12 protein-coding genes are annotated in these 17,901 nt (G+C 65.9%); 8 read left to right on the top strand and 4 right to left on the bottom strand.

Going from position 1 to position 17,901, the window contains the following annotated elements; all coding sequences use genetic code 11:
* The first annotated feature begins 35 nt into the window (after positions 1–35).
* From cadA to K1X74_15420, 3 genes are all read left to right on the top strand, one after another.
* A complete protein-coding gene (gene cadA, locus K1X74_15430; GenBank protein MBX7167722.1) occupies positions 36–2,552 on the top strand; it encodes a cadmium-translocating P-type ATPase in 2,517 nt (838 codons plus the stop codon).
* 481 nt (positions 2,553–3,033) lie between these two features.
* Positions 3,034–3,822, top strand: a complete 789-nt coding sequence (locus K1X74_15425) for a 3-ketoacyl-ACP reductase (protein MBX7167721.1) — start codon at positions 3,034–3,036, stop codon at positions 3,820–3,822.
* Positions 3,823–3,847: 25 nt separating this feature from the next.
* Positions 3,848–5,272, top strand: coding sequence for an amidase (locus K1X74_15420; protein MBX7167720.1), 1,425 nt, complete (start codon positions 3,848–3,850; stop codon positions 5,270–5,272).
* A 341-nt stretch (positions 5,273–5,613) separates the two neighbouring features.
* Here the strand turns inward: K1X74_15420 and K1X74_15415 are convergent, their stop codons facing one another.
* From K1X74_15415 to K1X74_15400, 4 genes are all read right to left on the bottom strand, one after another.
* A complete protein-coding gene (locus K1X74_15415) occupies positions 5,614–6,423 on the bottom strand; it encodes an enoyl-CoA hydratase/isomerase family protein (GenBank protein ID MBX7167719.1) in 810 nt (269 codons plus the stop codon).
* An 87-nt stretch (positions 6,424–6,510) separates the two neighbouring features.
* Entirely contained in the window at positions 6,511–8,379 is a 1,869-nt protein-coding gene (locus K1X74_15410) for a hypothetical protein (GenBank protein MBX7167718.1), read from the bottom strand.
* Between the two features lie 165 nt (positions 8,380–8,544).
* Positions 8,545–9,612 (bottom strand): ATP-binding cassette domain-containing protein, encoded by a 1,068-nt coding sequence (locus K1X74_15405; protein MBX7167717.1) that lies wholly within the window; start codon positions 9,610–9,612, stop codon positions 8,545–8,547.
* Between the two features lie 28 nt (positions 9,613–9,640).
* On the bottom strand, positions 9,641–10,780 hold the full coding sequence (locus tag K1X74_15400; protein MBX7167716.1) for an ABC transporter ATP-binding protein: 1,140 nt from the start codon (positions 10,778–10,780) through the stop codon (positions 9,641–9,643).
* Between the two features lie 465 nt (positions 10,781–11,245).
* On the opposite strand from K1X74_15400, the gene K1X74_15395 reads away from it, so the two are divergent.
* The 5 genes from K1X74_15395 to K1X74_15375 all read left to right on the top strand — a co-directional run.
* Positions 11,246–11,554: a hypothetical protein gene (locus K1X74_15395; GenBank protein MBX7167715.1), complete on the top strand. Its 309-nt coding sequence runs from the start codon at positions 11,246–11,248 to the stop codon at positions 11,552–11,554.
* Between the two features lie 354 nt (positions 11,555–11,908).
* Positions 11,909–13,297: a trypsin-like peptidase domain-containing protein gene (locus tag K1X74_15390; GenBank protein MBX7167714.1), complete on the top strand. Its 1,389-nt coding sequence runs from the start codon at positions 11,909–11,911 to the stop codon at positions 13,295–13,297.
* Between the two features lie 155 nt (positions 13,298–13,452).
* Positions 13,453–14,373 carry a thiamine-phosphate kinase gene (locus K1X74_15385; GenBank protein ID MBX7167713.1) on the top strand — a complete coding sequence of 307 codons (921 nt, stop codon included), beginning with the start codon at positions 13,453–13,455 and terminating at the stop codon, positions 14,371–14,373.
* 4 nt (positions 14,374–14,377) lie between these two features.
* Entirely contained in the window at positions 14,378–14,869 is a 492-nt protein-coding gene (gene tsaE / locus K1X74_15380; GenBank protein MBX7167712.1) for a tRNA (adenosine(37)-N6)-threonylcarbamoyltransferase complex ATPase subunit type 1 TsaE, read from the top strand.
* Between the two features lie 175 nt (positions 14,870–15,044).
* Positions 15,045–17,901: peptidylprolyl isomerase (locus K1X74_15375; GenBank protein ID MBX7167711.1), on the top strand; the 2,857-nt coding region annotated here is incomplete at its 3' end.

Below are 17,901 nucleotides of genomic sequence, written 5' to 3'. Positions count from 1 at the left end.
GCGGTGCGCGACGCTTCGAAGAACGCTCGAATGCCATGGCCGAATCCCTTGAATTGCCGATTGCCGGCATGACCTGCCAGCGCTGCGTGGCCTCGGTCACCCAGGCGCTGAAAGCGGTGCCAGGGGTGGAAGTGGTCGACGTCGTACTCGAGCCGGGGCGGGCGACGGTGGTATTCGACCCGAGCCAGGTCGATCGCGCAAAACTTGCCGCCGCCGTGCAAGCCGCCGGCTATCAGGTCGCCGCAGGCCCCGCGCCCGGGGTGTCCAAGGCACCGGGCCCGCCGCTGGTACAGTTGCAGCGAGGGCCAAGGCCCGCTGACGGGCCGCCGCCGCCCGAGCCATCTCCCAAGCCCGCTTCGCAGAGCGAAGCAACGCTGGTCTTCGACGTCGCAGGGATGCACTGCGCAAGCTGTGTTGCCCGCATCGAGCAATCGCTGACGCAGGTGCCGGGGGTCGTTCGCGCCAGGGCCAACCTGGCGCTCAATCAGGCGTCGGCCGACGTGGTGCCCGAGCAGGTCACTCCCGAGGCGCTCGCCGCGGCCATCGAGCGGAGCGGCTACCGGGCCCGTCTGGTCGAGGCCGACGTTGACCTGGGCGCGCAGCTTACGGCGCAGCGCGAAGCAGAGCTGCATTACTGGCGGCGTCAATTGATCCTGGGCGGCATCCTCCTGGCCTTGCTGTTCCTGGCACATCACCGCGCCGGCGGCCACGCGAACGACTTTGCGCTGCTGCTCCTGGCCACTCCGCTGCAGGTCATCCTCGGTTGGCCGTTCTATCGCGGGGCCTGGCAGCGCCTGCGTCACGGATCGACGAACATGGATACCCTCGTCGCATTGGGCACGACCGTCGCCTATCTGGGCGGCGTCGAAGCCTGGTTCAATCACCGCGCAGCGATGTACTTCATGGATGCCGGGATGATCCTGGTGTTCATCTCGTTGGGGCGCTATTTCGAAGTCCAGGCCAAGGGGCGCGCCTCGCAGGCCATCCAGCGGCTGCTCGATCTGACGCCGCCCGTGGCGCTGGTCATCGAAGACCGGCACCAGGTTGCCCGACCACTCGCCCAGGTGCGCGTCGGGGCCACGATCTTGATCCAACCAGGCGCCAAGGTGCCGCTCGATTGCACGGTCGAACGCGGACACTCGGCGGTCGACCAGTCGTGGTTGACCGGCGAGTCGCTGCCGGTGGACAAGCACGCGGGCGACGAGCTACTGGCCGGCACGATCAACGGCGAAGGTTCGTTGACGGCACGCGTCACGCGCCCGGTCGGCCAGTCGGCCTTGGCCCAGGTGATCGCGCTGGTGCGCCGGGCGCAGGAATCGCGCGCCGACGTCGAGCGCCTGGCCGACCGCGTGGTGCGCTACTTCGTTCCGGCGGTGCTCCTCTTCGCGCTGCTCACCTTGCTGGGCTGGGGAATTGTCGGGCGGGATTGGGCCATCGCGATGTCGACGACCGTGGCCGTGTTGGTCGTGGCGTGCCCCTGCGCCATGGGATTAGCCACGCCCACGGCCATCCTCGTGGCCAGCGGCCGCGGAGCCGAACTGGGAATCCTGGTCAAGAACGCTCACGCCTTGGAATTGGCCGCGCACGCTACCACGGTCGTGCTCGACAAGACAGGCACCATCACCAGCGGAAAGCCGAGCGTGGTTGCGCTGCATCCGGCCGCGGCAGCAAGCGACCAGGAGTTGTTGGCCGTCGCCGCCGCCGCCGAGCAACTCAGCAGCCATCCACTGGCAGCCAGCGTCGTGCGAGCCGCTCACGAGCGCGGTCTACAACTCACCCGGGCGCATGATCTTTCACTCGTGCCGGGGCAGGGGATTCGCGCGCGGATTCAAGACGGGGAAGTCCTCATCGGCACGCAACCGCTGTTGGCGGCCTCGGGCATCGACATTGTCGCGTCCGTCACCGAACTGGCGGCGGCACGGGCCCGGGGCGAGACGTTGCTGTTTGTCGCGCAACAAGGACGTTACCTGGGCTGGCTGGCGTTGGCCGACACCGTGGCCGAACAGAGCGCGGCGGTGATCGCCCGGCTCAAGGACCTGGGACTGCGGCCGCAGCTCTTGACCGGCGATCATCGCGAAGCGGCGGCCGCGGTGGCCCAAAGCGTCGGCATCGAGGACGTTTCTGCCGAGGTGCTGCCGGCTGGCAAGGCCGAAGCGGTCGGAAAATTGCGAGCCACGGGCCAAGGCGTGGTGATGGTCGGCGACGGCATCAACGATGCACCGGCGCTCGCTGCGGCCGACGTCGGGGTCGCGATTGGTGCCGGGGCCGACGTCGCGATTGAGGCCGCCGACGTCGTGCTCACCGGTCACGATTTAAGAAATCTGCCCCGTTTGATCGTCCTGGCCCGCGGGACGATGCGCGTGATCAAGCAGAACCTCGGCTGGGCCTTCGGCTACAACATCTTGCTGTTGCCGCTGGCCGCGGGAATGCTCAGTTGGCTGCCCGGTTTGGACTATCGTCTACCACCGGTCGTCGCCGCCGCCGCGATGGCCGCCAGCAGCGTATCAGTTGTCGCCAATAGCCTGCGCTTGCGCTCGTGGCGATTGGACTGAAACGTCTGGAAGCTTGTTCGCCCAACAATTCCCGTTTACCCCGCCGAGCCTGGACAGCGCGACGGCGACGACTTCGGCTATGGCCCCGCCTGCTTCATTTCCCGCTAATCGCCCGGGCCGAACCTGCCACCGATCAAGCGCAGCTCCCCACAGTTGTCTGCGCCGATTGTCGGCCTCGACGGCGATCGCGAGCTTCGTAGTCACCGTAGGAGGAGTCGCTCGACTCTCGGCGGAGCAAGAGACGGTCTCAACATCCGTTCCGAAGTGCGCAACGTGCCTACAGCGTCAGGGATTCTCGCCATCGGAATGGCAGCCACTCAATGTGGTTTACCGCAAATTTCTGCGGGTAACCGCAGACCACCTGGCTTACCTGTTTCCCAAGGGCGAGTTCGGGGGTTCGCTCGCCAGGGAGCGAAATGCCCTCGACTCACAGACGTCAACTCGTTCGCAATGAACGACTTGCGGAACTAAATTAGGGTTTATGGCACCATCAGATTCACTGCCCGCCGCACTCGTGACGGGTGGCTCCCGGGGAATCGGTCGCGGAATCGCCCTCGCGCTGGGCAAAGCGGGGCACGCGATCGTCGTCGGCTATGCCCGGCGGGCCGACGCCGCAGCCGAGGTGGTCGGACAGATCGAGCAGGCCGGAGGCAGGGCCGTCGCCGTGCAGGGGGACGTGTGCCTGGAGGGCGATCGGGCACGGTGGATCGACGCCGCTTTGTCCCACTTCGGGCGGCTCGATTTGCTCATCAACAACGCTGGGATCACCTCTCCCGGCCGCCGCGACCTGCTCGAAGCTACCGAGGCGAGTTTCGACCTCGTTTGGACAACGAATCTCAAGGGCCCTTTCTTCCTCGCGCAGATTGCCGCCAAGGCGATGATCGGCCTGATCCGGGCTGGCGCCATCGCGCGCGGGACGATCGTCAACATGTCGTCCATTTCGGCCTACACGGTCAGCACCGACCGGGCCGATTACTGCCTGGCAAAGGCCGCGCTCGGCATGATGACGCAATTGTTCGCGGCGCGGCTGGCGGAAGAAGCTATTTCCGTGTTTGAGCTTCGCCCGGGCGTGATTGCCACCGATATGACCGCGCCGGTCGCGGCGAAGTACGATCGGCTGATTGCCGAGGGCCTGACGCCGATTCGCCGCTGGGGCCAGGTGAGCGACATCGCCGCCGCGGTCCTGGCCATTTCGCAAGGGGCGTTTCCGTTCTCGACGGGCCAGGTGTTCGATATCGACGGCGGCTATCATATTCGCCGTTTGCATTGAACGCCGCAGCCGTGGAGAAGCCCTCGTGACCCAGGCGCTCGCTTGGATGTCGGCCGTCGAGTTGGCCGAACAGATTCGCCGCAAGGCCATCTCGCCGGTCGAGGTGATCGACGCCGTGCTGGCCCAGGCGGATCGCTTGAATCCGCAACTCAACGCGCTCGTCACTCGCATCGACGATGCGGCTCGCGCAGCGGCTCAAGCCGCCGAGACCGCCGTGCTGCGCGGAGCCGAGCTCGGCCCGCTGCACGGGGTCCCGTTTTCGGCCAAAGACCTGCACTTCACGGCCGGCGTGCGGACCACTTTGGGCTCGGAACTGTATCGCGACTTTGTCCCCACTTTCGATCACCCCATGGTCGCCCGGCTGCGAGCCGCCGGGGCAATCCTCATTGGCAAGACCAACACTTCGGAGTTTGGGCTCTTGCCGTTGGCGCAAAGCCGTCTCTGGGGCGAATGCCACAACCCCTGGAATACCGCGCTCAACACCGGCGGTTCGAGCGGCGGCGCGGCGGCATGCGTAGCCTGTGGCATGGGCCCCCTGGCCACGGCCAGCGACGGCGGCGGGTCGATCCGCATCCCGGCCGCATTCTGCGGCGTGTTCGGCATCAAGCCGCAGCACGGGCGAATCCCGCACGTCCACCAGCCTCCGGGCTGGGAAAACCTCTCGCATCAAGGGCCTTTGACCCGCACCGTGCGCGACGCGGCGCGCGTGCTCGACGTTTGTGCCGGAACCGACTTGCGAGATCGCTGGTCGCTGGCCCGGCCCGAGGCGAGCTTCGAAGCGGCTTGCCGCGGTGACGTGCGAGGACTGCGCCTGGCGTGGTCGCCCGACTTCGGAGGGCTGCCCTGCGAAGCCAACGTGCTGGCCAGTTGCGCGCAAGCGGCCCGGCGCTTCGAGGATTTGGGCTGCCACGTCGACCTAGTTCGTCTGGAACTGCCGGATCTGAGCGCCGCGCAGCAAGTGATCGTGCAGTGCGAAACGGCCGCGGCCATTCACGACCGCCGCGCCGAGTGGCTCGATTGCATCACCCCATCGATGGCGCGCATGCTCGATAAGGCCGATGCGCTCTCCTACCGCGACCTGTTGCAGGCCCATTGGCAGCGCGAACGGTATTGCGAGGCCATCGCCCCGGTGTTTGCCACCTACGACGCCTTGCTCACGCCGACCGTGGGCATCACAGCCCCCGAGAACGGCTCGCTCGGTCCGCGCGTCGTCGGCGGGCAGAAGATCCGCGCCCTGGCGTGGCTGGCGTATTGCGTGCCCGCCAACATGACGTGGCAACCGGCGCTGAGCCTGCCCGCGCCGCGCACTCCGGAGGGGCTGCCCGTGGGGCTGCAAGTGATCGGACGACCGCACGACGAAGCGACTATCCTGCGGCTGGCTGCCAACTACGAGGCGGCCTGGCCCTGGTTCGAGTGCCCGCCGGTGGCGGCGCCGGCCGCTCCCAAATGAGGCGGCTCGAGGTTTACCGCGCGCGGGCGCGGCGCAGCCGGCCGCGGCAGGGGCTCGAGCGGCAGCGAGGCTTCGATGCGGCGCAGATTCTCGGCGATCGATGCCGCGCCGCGACCCATCCCACCCAAGGGCGGCAAAGCAGCAGGAACGGGTTCGAGAGGTTCGTTGGACATTACGGGCCATCCAAAACGCGCGCCGTTTTGCAAGGTGGGGCGCGGCTGCATTCAGAATCGGCCACCGGGCGACCGAGCGTGCAAAGAGGCGCAAAGAATTCCGCTGGCAACGGTCGTGACGGCTGGTCGCCGCCGGTGCGGGCGTTCGCCTGGACTGCGACCGGGCGCTTAGCGGCCTTGGAATTCCGGGGGACGCTTCTGCAGAAAGGCCATCACACCCTCTTGCAGATCGTGCGACTTGAACAGTTCGGCCTGGATCTCGGCCTCGCGGAGCAGCGCCTGCTCGAGCGGCATGCCTTCGAACGCAGCACGCATGGCCTGCTTGGTGCGGGCAATCGACAGCGGCGCCTTGCCGGCCAGATGTTCGGCATACTTTTGCACATGGTCGACGAAGCCCTCGACCGGAAAGACCTGGTTGACCAGGCCCCAGGCATGGGCATCCTGCGCGGGCACGCGCTCGCCGGTGAAGGCCATCTCCAAAGCCCGGCCAAGCCCGACCAGCCGCGGCAGCGAATAGGTGCCGCCGCCGTCGGGAATCAGGGCGATGTTGACAAAGATCTCGGCGAAGAACCCCCGTTCGCTGGCCAGGCGAATATCGGCCGCCAGCGCCGTGTCGGCGCCGATGCCGGCGGCCGCGCCATCGACCGCCGCGATGACCGGCAGCGGCGACCGCGTCATGGCCAGGATCATGGGATGGTAATGATTGAGCAACACTTCGCGGACGCCCGTCAATTCGCCTTGGCCCAACATGGGCGCCAAGGCCTTCAAATCGGCGCCTGAGCAAAACGAACCGCCGTTGCCCGTCAGCACAATGGCTCGCGCTCCCTGGTCGGGCGCTGCGAGCACCTCGTCGCGCACCAGGTCGGCCGAGTCGGGGCCAATCGCATTTTTCACGTGCGGCCGGTTGAAGGCGATCCATTTCACGCGGTCGCGCAGCTCAGCCGTGACGATCGGTGCTTCGGTCGTAACTTGGGCCATGACGAAACTCCTGCGACGGACTTACGACGTTGGTTGAGAGAACGACTGAACAGACGATCCGAATTCCGGCTGTGCCGCAGCGTTGAACTACTGGCTCAGGCCCGGGAGACTCAGCGACTTGAGCTGATCCAGCAGGATGGGGGCAATCATCGGCGTCAACAGGGCGGTAAGGCGGACCATGCCCTCGTGCGCCTCGCCATGCAGGTGCAGGACGTCGCCCTGGGATTCGAGCGTGGCGATCATGCGGGCGTCGCCTTGGCGCAGGTTCATCTGCATCAGGCTGACCGCGATCTTGGCTTCTTGCGGCAGCGCCGCCTGCAACACCGGCAACATGGCCCGAATGTCGACGAGTAACTGAGCGGGCGGGGCGGTCGCCTCGCCGGTATCGATCGCCGTCTTGAGTCTTGCCAGCGCCTCCGGACCAACGGCCGCGAACATGCGGCCATCCTTGGTCACCGCCAGAAACATCTTCGGAGCCGGCCCGACCGCGCCTTCGAGCAGTTGTCCCTGTTGGCCCGTGGCAGGGGCAAACTCAAACGCATGGATCGCGGTCTCGCCGTGCATCTCGACCTCGGCTTGCGCCAGCTTGATGCCCGGGTCGCCGGTGCCGAGCTCCGCGACGCGGCGAATCAGCGCATCGGCCTCGGTCCCTTCGCCGACGTAGGCCCCGGCGACGAGCGTCATGCTTTTGTCCGCGCCGGTCAGTTTGATTCCCATGTCGAGCGTGCCGGTCTGCGTGGCCGCATGGAACACGCCCATCATCTGCTCGGTCAATTCTTTGAAGATCTTGCGCTCTTCGTCGTCCTTGACATCGGTCGAGGCGTCGATCGCGGCCAAGACTTCTGTCTTGTAGGTTTCGAGCATCTGATCGCACTGCGAGCGCACGGCGTCGACCAGCGGCATTGACAGCCGGGCGATGATCCGCGCATTGTCCTTGCTCGCACCCTTTTCGTCCAACTCGTGAACCAGGGCGCCCAGCCGCGTCTTCGTGTTCGACAGGCTGGCCACAAACGACTCTGCATCCGAACCCGCGATCGGCTTCAAATCGGTGTCGAACACGAATTGCTTCTGTTCGGTGTCGATCGACACTCCGACCGTGACCTGTTGCATCTGCTGGAAGACGAATTCCAGGACGGCGCGGGTCTCGGGCGGCACCTGTCCCAGCGGGCCCGCTTCTCCCTGATTGAGCAGGTCGAGCGCCAAGTCGCGCAACACCTCGGGAATGTTCTGTACGTCGATGCGTAGCGTGGCATCGTGCTTCGAGGGCAGGTCACCCAGCACGGTCATCGGATCGGGCAGGCTTTCGAATTGGTCCTCGGTCTGGACGAAGAAGGCCCAACCGTCGACCAGCTTCGCGTACATTGGCAACTGCAAGGCGACTTCGTAGAGGCCGCCGTCGAGTTCCTTGACGATGTCGCCGTGGTGCAACTTGACGGTCTCGATGAACTGGGCCATGTCGGTCACCGGCAAGAACGCCAGCGGCACGATCGTCAGACCGTCGGTCATCACGGCCGCGCCCCAGGGGCGAGCGCCATCTATGCCCGGGAAGTTTTCGAGATCCAGATCCTTCGCGTTGAGCAATTGACCGAGGAATTTGCCCATGTACTGCTTCATGAAGCGGTTGCGGTGCGAATTCTTCTGGTCGTCGCCAATGCCGGTCGATTCGCCCACGAAGCGCAAGTCGTTGACCAGGTTCTGGTGACCACGCAGGCAGGCTACGGCGATCGGCTGCAGGTCGGTCGCATCGGCGGCCGGCGCTTGCGCGGGTGCCGAATTCTCCTCCGGCTTCGCCTCGTCGCCCGATTCCGTCGCGGCGGGCTCGGTGCCGGCACTATCGGCGGCAGGTGTTTCGGCTGCCGGGGCATCTGTGGCCGGCTCCTGCGCCTGGACAGGCATCGCCCAGGCAAGGACTCCGAGAATCAGGCAGCTCGAGACCAATAGCGAAACGCGTTTCACGGCAAACATCTCCCTGGCGAAGGGCGGCAAATCGTTCGATTTTGACCGGCCCGGAGGCCCAAATTCCCCCGGGCCGCGTCATGAGCGTAACAGGCAGAGTCGGCCAAAGCCAGGGCCGGAAGGCGACTCGAGAGGCTAGCGCGCGACCGATCCAGACACCTCGGATCAGGCGCTCGGCGAGACCTGCGAAAGTGCGGCCGATTCGGCCGCGAAGTGGCAGCTCGCAAGATGCCGCGCCCCAGGCGCGATCGGCAGCAACTCGGGCACGTGCCGCTGACAGATCTCGGGCCGCCCCTTGAGTTGAAACAGCGGGCAACGGGGATGAAATGCACAGCCGCTCGGAATGTGGATGGGCGAGGGAATATCGTCGTCCATCGCCACCACGCGCGGACGCCGGCGCGTCGGATCGGGCACCGGAATCGCCGCCAGCAAGACCTGCGTGTAGGGATGACGCGGCTGGTCGTAGAGCTCGGCCGTGGCCGCATGTTCGACAACCCGGCCCAGGTACATCACGGCGACCTCATGGCTGATATGCCGGACGACGCCCAGATCGTGGCTGATCATCAAGTAGCTCAGCCGGAACTCGCGCTGCAAGTCGATCAGCAAGTTGATCACCTGGGCTCGAATCGAGACATCGAGCGCGCTGGTCGGCTCGTCGCAGACAATGAACGACGGGCGCAAGGCGAGCGCCCTGGCCACGCCGATTCGCTGCCGCTGCCCCCCGGAGAACTCGTGCGGATAACGGTTGCCGGCGCTCGCCGGCAGCCCCACCTGTTGCAGCAACTCGCTCACTCGGTCACGGAGCGCCTGGCCCCGGGCGAGACCGTGAATCCAAAGCGGCTCACCCACGATCGAACTGACGTTCATCCGTGGATTGAGTGAGCCGTACGGATCCTGAAAGATGATCTGCATCTGGCGGCGCAGCTGCCGCAACTGGGCCGGCGGGAGGGCAAAGACGTCCTGCCCTGCAAAGTGGACCGAACCGCCCGTGGGCTTGATCAGCCGAAGAATCGTTCGGCCGACGGTCGTTTTACCGCAACCGCTTTCTCCGACGAGCCCCAAGGTCCGTCCCGCGCCGAGTTCGAAGCTGACTCCATCCACGGCGCGGACCCATTCGCGCACACCACGAAACAGCCCACCGCGAACGGGAAAGTGTTTGACGAGCCCTTCGACCTTCAACAGCGGTTTCGGCTGCGCGACCGTCGAGTCGTGCGTTGATGTGGTAGCAGCGATACTCAAGTGCGCGTCCTGTAGCGTAGGGTCACTGCATCGCGGCGGGAGCCGCTGTGCTGGTGGCGTTCGCGGTTCGCGTCGCCGTGCGGCGCCCGGCGTACAGGTCGCTGGCGAACCAGCACGCCGACCGGTGGCCGGGGCCCACTTCCGCGAGCGGGGGCTCCTGTTCGCATTTCGCTTCGGCCAGCGGACAGCGTCCGCGAAAACGGCAACCCGTGGGAAAGCGCGTCGGCAGCGGGACATTTCCCTCGATGGCCACCAGGCGGTCGTCCTGGCGATCGACGCGCGGCAGGCTGGCAAAAAGCCCCTGGGTGTAGGGGTGCGACGGGCGTGCGAACAAGTCCTGGGCAGCGGCGTGTTCGACGACCTTGCCGGCATACATCACCACGACTTCGTCGGCCATCTCGGCGACGACGCCCAGGTCGTGCGTGATCAACAGCACCGCCATGCCGCGGTCGGCTTGAGTCTTGCGCAGCAATTCGAGAATCCGCGCCTGGATCGTCACGTCGAGCGCGGTCGTGGGCTCGTCGGCGATCAGCAACTGCGGACGGCAGGCCAGCGCCATCGCAATCATGGCCCGTTGTTTCATGCCGCCGGACAATTCGTGCGGGTACTGGCTGAGCCGACGCTCCGGGTCGCTCATCCGCACCTCATTCAAGACCTGCAGCACTTCTTGCCGGGCTTGGGCGCGACTGACTTTGCGATGCAGCCGAATCGCCTCGGCGATCTGATCGCCGATCGTGAACACCGGATTCAAGCTCGTACCGGGTTCCTGAAAAATCATGGCAATCCGGCCGCCGCGGATCGGCTGAAGCTGCCGCGCCGTAAGCGGAACCAGGTCTTGGCCCGCCAGCAGGATCTGGCCTTCGACGATGCGCCCCGGCGGCATGGGAATGAGCTGCAGGATGCTGAGCGCCGTGACGGTCTTGCCGCAGCCGCTTTCGCCGACCAGGGCCACGGTTTGGCCCGGTCGAACGGCGAAGCTCACCCCATCGACCGCCTTGGCCACGCCATCATCGGTATCGAAGTAGGTCCGCAGGTTGCGGACCTCGAGCAGGGGGAACGAATCGGCCACAAAGGCTCCGTAGCTGCTAGCAACCGGCGTACTGGACTGGGATTGGAGCCTCGCCCTCGACCCCCGCCAGCGCCGCAAATCCTTCCGAGCCATCGACATCGGGATTCTATCGATTTGCCCATCGAGCGGCAACGCAGTTCGCATCGCGCGCCGGACCAGGCAATCTGCGGCGAGTTTGCGGATTGCGCTCGATTTTCCGCGTCGGGTTGCCGATCCAATAACCGCGCCGCGCACGATGCGCCAACAGCGCGCATTGGCAAACCGAGAACGGATTCTTCTTGCCCCATGGCAGCAGCTCGAACCAGATTGTTGATCGTCGCGAGCGCGGCCACGTTGCTGCTGCAGTCGGGTTGCTTCATGCTCCGCGGCGACGTTGAGTTGGAACTTGCGCCGGCAGGCTGCTGTCACGATGGCGGCTGCGGGGGCGCTTGCGGCGCCGGACACGGCCCACCACCACTGCCGAAGCCGCACTTCCAAGCGGTCCCCCTGGGACCGATCTTCGGACCACCGCAGGCGGCTGCCCCTGGTCCGCCGGGTAATGCAAATGCGGCCCTGCCGATGGCACCCACCGGCCTGCAGGGCGCGCCGATCTACGGGCAGCCGACGCCGATCGACCCGGGCGATCCTGCTTACGACATCAACATCCCGCCGGCGCCGGTCGAGACTTACGAGCTGCCGCCTCCCGAGGGAATTGCTCCGCCCGCCGCGCCCGCCATGCAGAACGGCGGCCAGGCACCTGCCGACGCCATTCGCTATCGCCGCGGTTCGCCGTCACCAGGCAGCTCGATCTTCATCCCCGGCGCGGCTCAACGTCCGCGACCGCAAATCGTGCGGCTGCCCGCACCGTCGCAGCGCCTGCGCCGCTAGCACCCCTTCGCGCCGCCAAGACTCGTCGCGGGCCTCTCTTCAAGCGGTGACAATCGTCACGACCGTCAGGCCTTGCCCAAGCGGTATTCCGATCTCGTTAAGCTGCGGCGGCTTTGTCAGCCAAGGCGTGCGGCGCTAAGGGCGCACAACCGAGCGGTCCGATGCTCACCGTCAGGCCGCTGGATCATGGGCCTGAACCCGCGCGTGCAGCCCGAATTGACGGGCGCCCTGCATGGCCCGCGCGAGATCGGTCCCCGGCCGCGGCTACCCGCTGCTTGCCCGCGCCCCAATCCCCCGAGGGAGCGCGTGCGGCACACCGCGTCTTGCCGCCCCTTGCCCACCGCTCGCGTGAATATGGTGATAGCGACAGGTTCTCGCCGCGCGCTGGCCAAACTCGCGTTTGCCCTGTTGGCGACGGCTACCTTCTGGGCCCCGTGGTCGCCGTGCGCGGCCAGCGAGCTGCGCCGCTCGGCGATCGTCAAAGCCGTCGAACAAGTGCGACCGGCAGTCGTCAACATTCGCGGCGAAAAAGTCGTCACCGCGACGGACGAACGCGCCCCGGGCGTCGAAGTCGACCGCCGCGTCAACGGGATGGGCACCGGCATCATCATCGACGACCGCGGCTACATCCTGACGAACCATCACGTCGTCGATGGGGTGTCGCGGATCGAAGTCACGATGTTCGACGGTGCGCAACGGATCGCCAAGTTAGTCACCTCCGACGAGCGGACCGACCTGGCGATCATCAAGATCGACGCCGACGAGAAGTTGCCCATCATCACCGTGGGAACCTCGAGCGACCTGATGCACGGCGAAACGGTGATCGCCGTCGGCAACGCCTACGGGTACGAACATACGGTCACCCGCGGCATCATCAGCGCGCTGCACCGTTCGGTCGAGGTTGGCGAAGGGGTCAACTACGACGATCTGATTCAGACCGATGCGAGCATCAACCCGGGCAATTCCGGCGGGCCGCTGCTGAACATTGACGGCGAAATGATCGGCGTGAACGTCGCCGTCCGGGCCGGCGCGCAGGGGATCGGGTTTGCCATCCCGGTCGACAAGGCGATGCAGGTCGCGGCCGAGCTGCTGAGCACGCGGCGCGTCGTCCGCACCTGGCACGGCGTCGTGCCCAAGCCCAACCTGCAAGGCAAAGACCCCGGCCTGGTCGTGGCGGGCTTCGAAGAGGCGAGCCCCGCGGCCGCGGCCGAACTGCAGGTGGGCGACGTGATTCGCGAAGTGAACGGGCGCCGAGTCGACCGCACGCTCGACTTCGAGCGGATGCTGCTCGATCAGAAGGCGGGTGACGCCGTCGAGCTGAGCGTCGATCGCGGCGGCCGCTCGGTGCATGTGACACTCACCTTGGCGACCGTACCCCGCGAGGCGACGCCTGCTCCCCAGGGCCAGGGCGACGAAATCTGGCAGGAGCTGGGCCTGAAGCTCAAGCCGATCGCGCCAGCCGCATTCCGCGAGTTGCACACAACCTATCGCGGCGGGATGAGCGTCGTGGCGGTCCGGCCCAACAGCCCCGCCGCCAAGCAGGGCATCCATCGCGGCGACGTGCTCGTGGGCATTCACGTCTACGAGACGATCTCGGACGACAATGTGCTGTACGTGCTGCACAGTGACGACCTCGCCAAGATCCAACCGCTGAAGTTCTACATCCTGCGTGACGGCCAGACGTTGTTCGGCTACATGTCACTCGACCGGGGCCAGACCGGCGTCGCCCGGCTCAACCGCTAGTCGACCGTTTCGCCGCCGGCCGGGCGGAACCCGCTTCGGCCGACGATTCTTGGCCGTCGGGCGCCGTTCACCTCATAATGGCCCGCACGCTTCGCCCGCGGCGCCGCCGTGCGTTCGACCGGGGCGTGGCAACCCGCGGTGCGATGTGGCCCCCGATGGAAGCCGAATTGATTCGCTGGCTCGAGCAGCATGTGCCCCGGCATCGCGCCTTGCGATTGCCGCTAGGCGACGACACGGCCCTGGTCGAAATGCCGAGCCCCGCGGGCGTGCTGGTCACGGTCGATCTGCTCTCCGCCGGCGTCGATTTCCTGCCCGACCAGGTCGATCTGCAACGCGTCGGCCGCAAGGCGCTGGCCGTCAATCTCAGCGACATTGCCGCCATGGGTGGGAAGCCGACCGCGGCGGTTGTCGCGCTGGCACTGCCCCGCGAGGGGGCGCTGGCCCAGGCACAGCGGCTGTACGCGGGCATCTTGCCGTTGGCCGCAGAATACGACGTTGCCATCGCCGGCGGTGATACCAACACCTGGGAAGGGCAATTGGTGATTGCCGTGACCGTCTTGGGACAACCGCACGCGCGGGGGCTGTTAAGGCGCGACGGTGCCAGGACCGGCGACGTGATCCTCGTGACAGGCCGGTTTGGCGGCAGCATCCTCGGCAAGCAATTTGACTTCAACCCCCGTGTCCGCGAAATCGCGCGGCTCCTCGACCGTTATCAATTGCACGCGGCGATCGACGTCAGCGACGGGTTGGCGCTCGACGCTTCGCGGATGGCTGCGGCGAGCGGCTGCGGCATCGTGCTCGACACCGCCCGAGTGCCCATCGATCCGGCAGCCGAAGAGCTGGCCCGGCGCGATGGCCGTTCGCCGCTGGAACACGCCTTGGGTGATGGCGAGGATTTCGAGCTCGTGCTGGCCGCGCCCCCGGAAGAGGCCGCACGGATGCTCGACGAGCAACCGCTGGAAGTGCCGCTCACCGCGATCGGCCACTGCGCGGCCGAGGTGGGCCTTTGGTCGATCGATGCCACGGGGCAACAGCGGCCGCTGCCGGCCACTGGCTACGAGCACCCAGGGACGTAGGGCCTTGCCGATCACGGTCCACCTCCAAGACGAAGCCGCCACTCAGGAGCTGGCCCGCGCGCTGGCGGCCGCGATCGCCGGCCCCCAAGTGATCGGGCTCATCGGGACCTTGGGCGCCGGCAAGACACGGTTCGTCCAGGCGCTGGCGCAAGGGCTCGGAATCGATCCGCAGACCGTGCAGAGCCCGACCTTTGCGTTGATTCACGAGTATCAAGGCCGCCGCCGGCTGTGCCATTTCGACGCGTACCGGCTGCGCGACGAGGACGAATTCGAGGCCCTCGGGCCCGAGGAATATTTCGAGGCCGACGCGGTATGCGTCGTGGAATGGTCCGATCGAGTCGCACGTTGCCTGCCCGACGATCGGATCGAGGTGAGCCTCGAAATCACTTCCCCCACCTCCAGGCGGATCACGTTCGAGGCCTTCGGCCCGCGGTCCACCGAGGTCCTCGCCAGGCTTGGAACGGCGAAAAACCTCGGTCGCATCCCCCCCGATTAGCTACGCAGACTGCAAAAGCGCTGCGGCCTATGCCGATCGCATCGCCCGGGGGAGTTCGCGAGCGATCGAGCCCTGCGAACCAAGTGCTTGCCGGTCGCGCCAAGGTTCGTTTTACTGGAGCTAGGCCCCCATAAGCGGGCAGCGCATCCCACCATCCGGCAAGCAGTTGGAACGCATGAGCAGCACCTCGTCTGCCCGCGGCGAATCGCCCTCTTCTGCCCGTGGTTCGGCCCGCCAGCGTTTGGAGGTTCGCCGCACGGGCCTCGAGCAGTTGGAAACGCGCTGCGTGATGGCGGCCCCGACGCTCGTCGACCTGCCGAACGTGACCGTCAAGGCGGGAGTGCCGCTGAACATCGCGCTGGACGGTTTCGACGCCGACGGCAATGCGCTGACCTTCTCGGCGACCAGCAGCGACACGAGCAAGCTGCAGGCCATCATCTCGCCGCAGACGAATCGCACGCTCGAGTTCCACATCTCGCACACGAGCACCGGAGAAGCGGGCGATTCGACCTACAACGGCATCTTGCGGGCGCAGATGTTCGAGGACCAGGCCCCGCACACGACGGCCCGGATCATTCAGCTGGCGCAGAGCGGCTTCTACAACGGGGTGATTTTTCACCGCGTGCTCGATGGCTTCGTCGCGCAAGGCGGCGACCCGGAGGGCAACGGCACGGGGGGATCGGGCGTCACGTTCGACGACGAATACAACGTCGACCTGCGCCACTCGAGTGCGGGCGTGTTCTCGATGGCCAAGAGCGCCGATGACACGAACGACTCACAGTTCTTCATCACGCTGGCCGCTACGCGCGGCCTCGATTTTCAGCACACAGTGTTCGCCTTCACGACCCAGCAAGACCCCAGCATCGACTTTACGGTTCCGCGCAACGCCAACTCGAACAACGAAATCGCGGTCCCGAAGAATCCGATCACGATCGATTCGGTGAGTGTGATCGTCGATCAAGAGAACGGGGTGCTGCGTTTGAAAGCGCCGGAAGGCACCTCGGGCACGGTGACGATCACGGTTTTCGTCAGCGACGGGACTGGCAATGTCATTCAAGATTCCTTCGACGTCACAATCGAGCCCGATAATCAGGACGACCAGGGTTTCTTAGGCCCTATTCCCAACTCGCTGCACACGCAGATCAATACGCCGGTCTCGAACACCTTCACGTTCACCGACGTCGATGCGGCACAGTTTCCGGCCAACCACACGTTTCGCGTGCTGAGCGTCGTGCAAGGCGCGAGTGGCCTGCAGTTTGGCGTTGATCCCGACTTGGACATCACCCAAAACGGATCGACCGGCCAGTTCACATTTACACCCAAGAACGGCTTCGTCGGCTCGAAGGTGGTCGGCGTCGACTTGCGGCTGGGGAACTCGACCGTCGATCGGCAGTTCTTTGCGGTCACCGTGGCTCCCGCCGCGCCGACTTCGATCGAGCTGCTCACGGACACCGGCGCGGCCGACAACCACACGGCAGTGAACAACGGCGGAGTCACGCGATTGAGGTTCCGCGTCAACGGCGTCACGCCCGGCAACGAAGTCGAACTCTTCGACATCAACAACAACTCGCTGGGAGGGGTGGTCGCGACCGGCACTTCGGTGGAGATCACCGTCAATGCCGGAACGGTCCTGCCCGACGGCGTGCACCAGATTCGCGCCCGGCAAACGCGCTTCGACTCGCTTCCGCTGGGGAACATTGGCCAGATCGAAAACACGGGCAACGACGCCACGCTCGACGTGACGATCGACACGACGCAGTACTTCACGTCGACCCCGGTCACGACGGCGAACGTCGACGTTGAATACACCTACGACGTGCAAAGCCTGTTTGAGGGCCAAGCCGGCGTCGTCTACAGCCTGACCACGGCCCCCACGGGGATGTCGATCAATCCCACCACGGGCTTGATCGCCTGGACGCCGACGGCGAGCCAGGTGAACGGCAACCCAGTGGTCGTTCAAGTGGTCGACGGGGCCAACGTCCGAACGCAATCGTTCAGCGTCGGCGTCAACGGCAAGCCTACGCTGATCGTTCCCACCGGGCTGACGGCCGCGGAAAACACGATCTTCAAATTCAAGCTGGATGCGACCGATCCCAACCTCGCAGGCGGCGGCATCGGCGACACGCTCACCTATGGCTTCACGTTCTCGCCGCCCGACGGCGTGAGCATCGACCCGCGCACCGGCGACATCACCTGGATTGTCAATGAAAACCAGGGTGGCCAGACGTTTCAGATCACCGCTTTCGTGCGCGACCAAGGCGGCCTGGTCGACAGCAAGCAATTCTCGGTAACGATCACCGAGGACAACCAGACACCGTTCATCGTCGACATCAACGCGAATAACGATTTGTCGGTCGTGCGCGGCGAATCGGTCTCGGTCACGCTGACCGGCAACGACTTCGACCTGCCGGCGCAGGGCCTGACCTTCAGCATCGACCCGGGTCCCAATTCTTCGGCCGCCTCGCTGATCCCTGCGGCCTCGCCGCAGCGGACCGCACAGTTCACCTTCAACTCGGCCGGGCTGACCAACGGCGACTATACGGTCACGGTCCGTGTGACCGAGTCGCAAGGCAACAACCCGCTTTCGGGTACCAAGCAGATCACCATTCATGTCGTCCCTGACCCGGCCCCGGTCATCGACCCGATCGGCACCCAAGTGGTCGTCCAAGGCGAGACGCTGAGCTTCACTGTGGCGGGTCACGATCCGCCGCCCGGCACACAGGCGCTGGTCTACTCGCTCGAACCGGGTGCACCGGCCGGCGCCTCGATCAATGCCAGCACGGGTCTGTTCACTTTCTCGCCGGGCCGCGAATTCCAGCCGGGCAGCCAAACCATCACGGTGCGGGTGACCGAGCAAGGCGGCGCGCAGCAATTCGCGACCCGAGATTTCGCGTTAACGGTGCTGGAAGACCAGCCGCCGGTCATCACCCCCGTTGCCGACCAGAACGTCGTGCAGGGCGAGACGCTGGTGGTCAACGTCGTGGCCACCGACCCCGACCCGACCAAACGCCCGCTCGTCTATTCGCTCGGCA

It is taken from the genome of Pirellulales bacterium (genome assembly GCA_019694435.1).
In the GTDB taxonomy this organism is placed as follows: Bacteria; Planctomycetota; Planctomycetia; order Pirellulales; family JAEUIK01; genus JAIBBZ01.
This window is presented reverse-complemented; position numbering and strand designations above follow the sequence as displayed.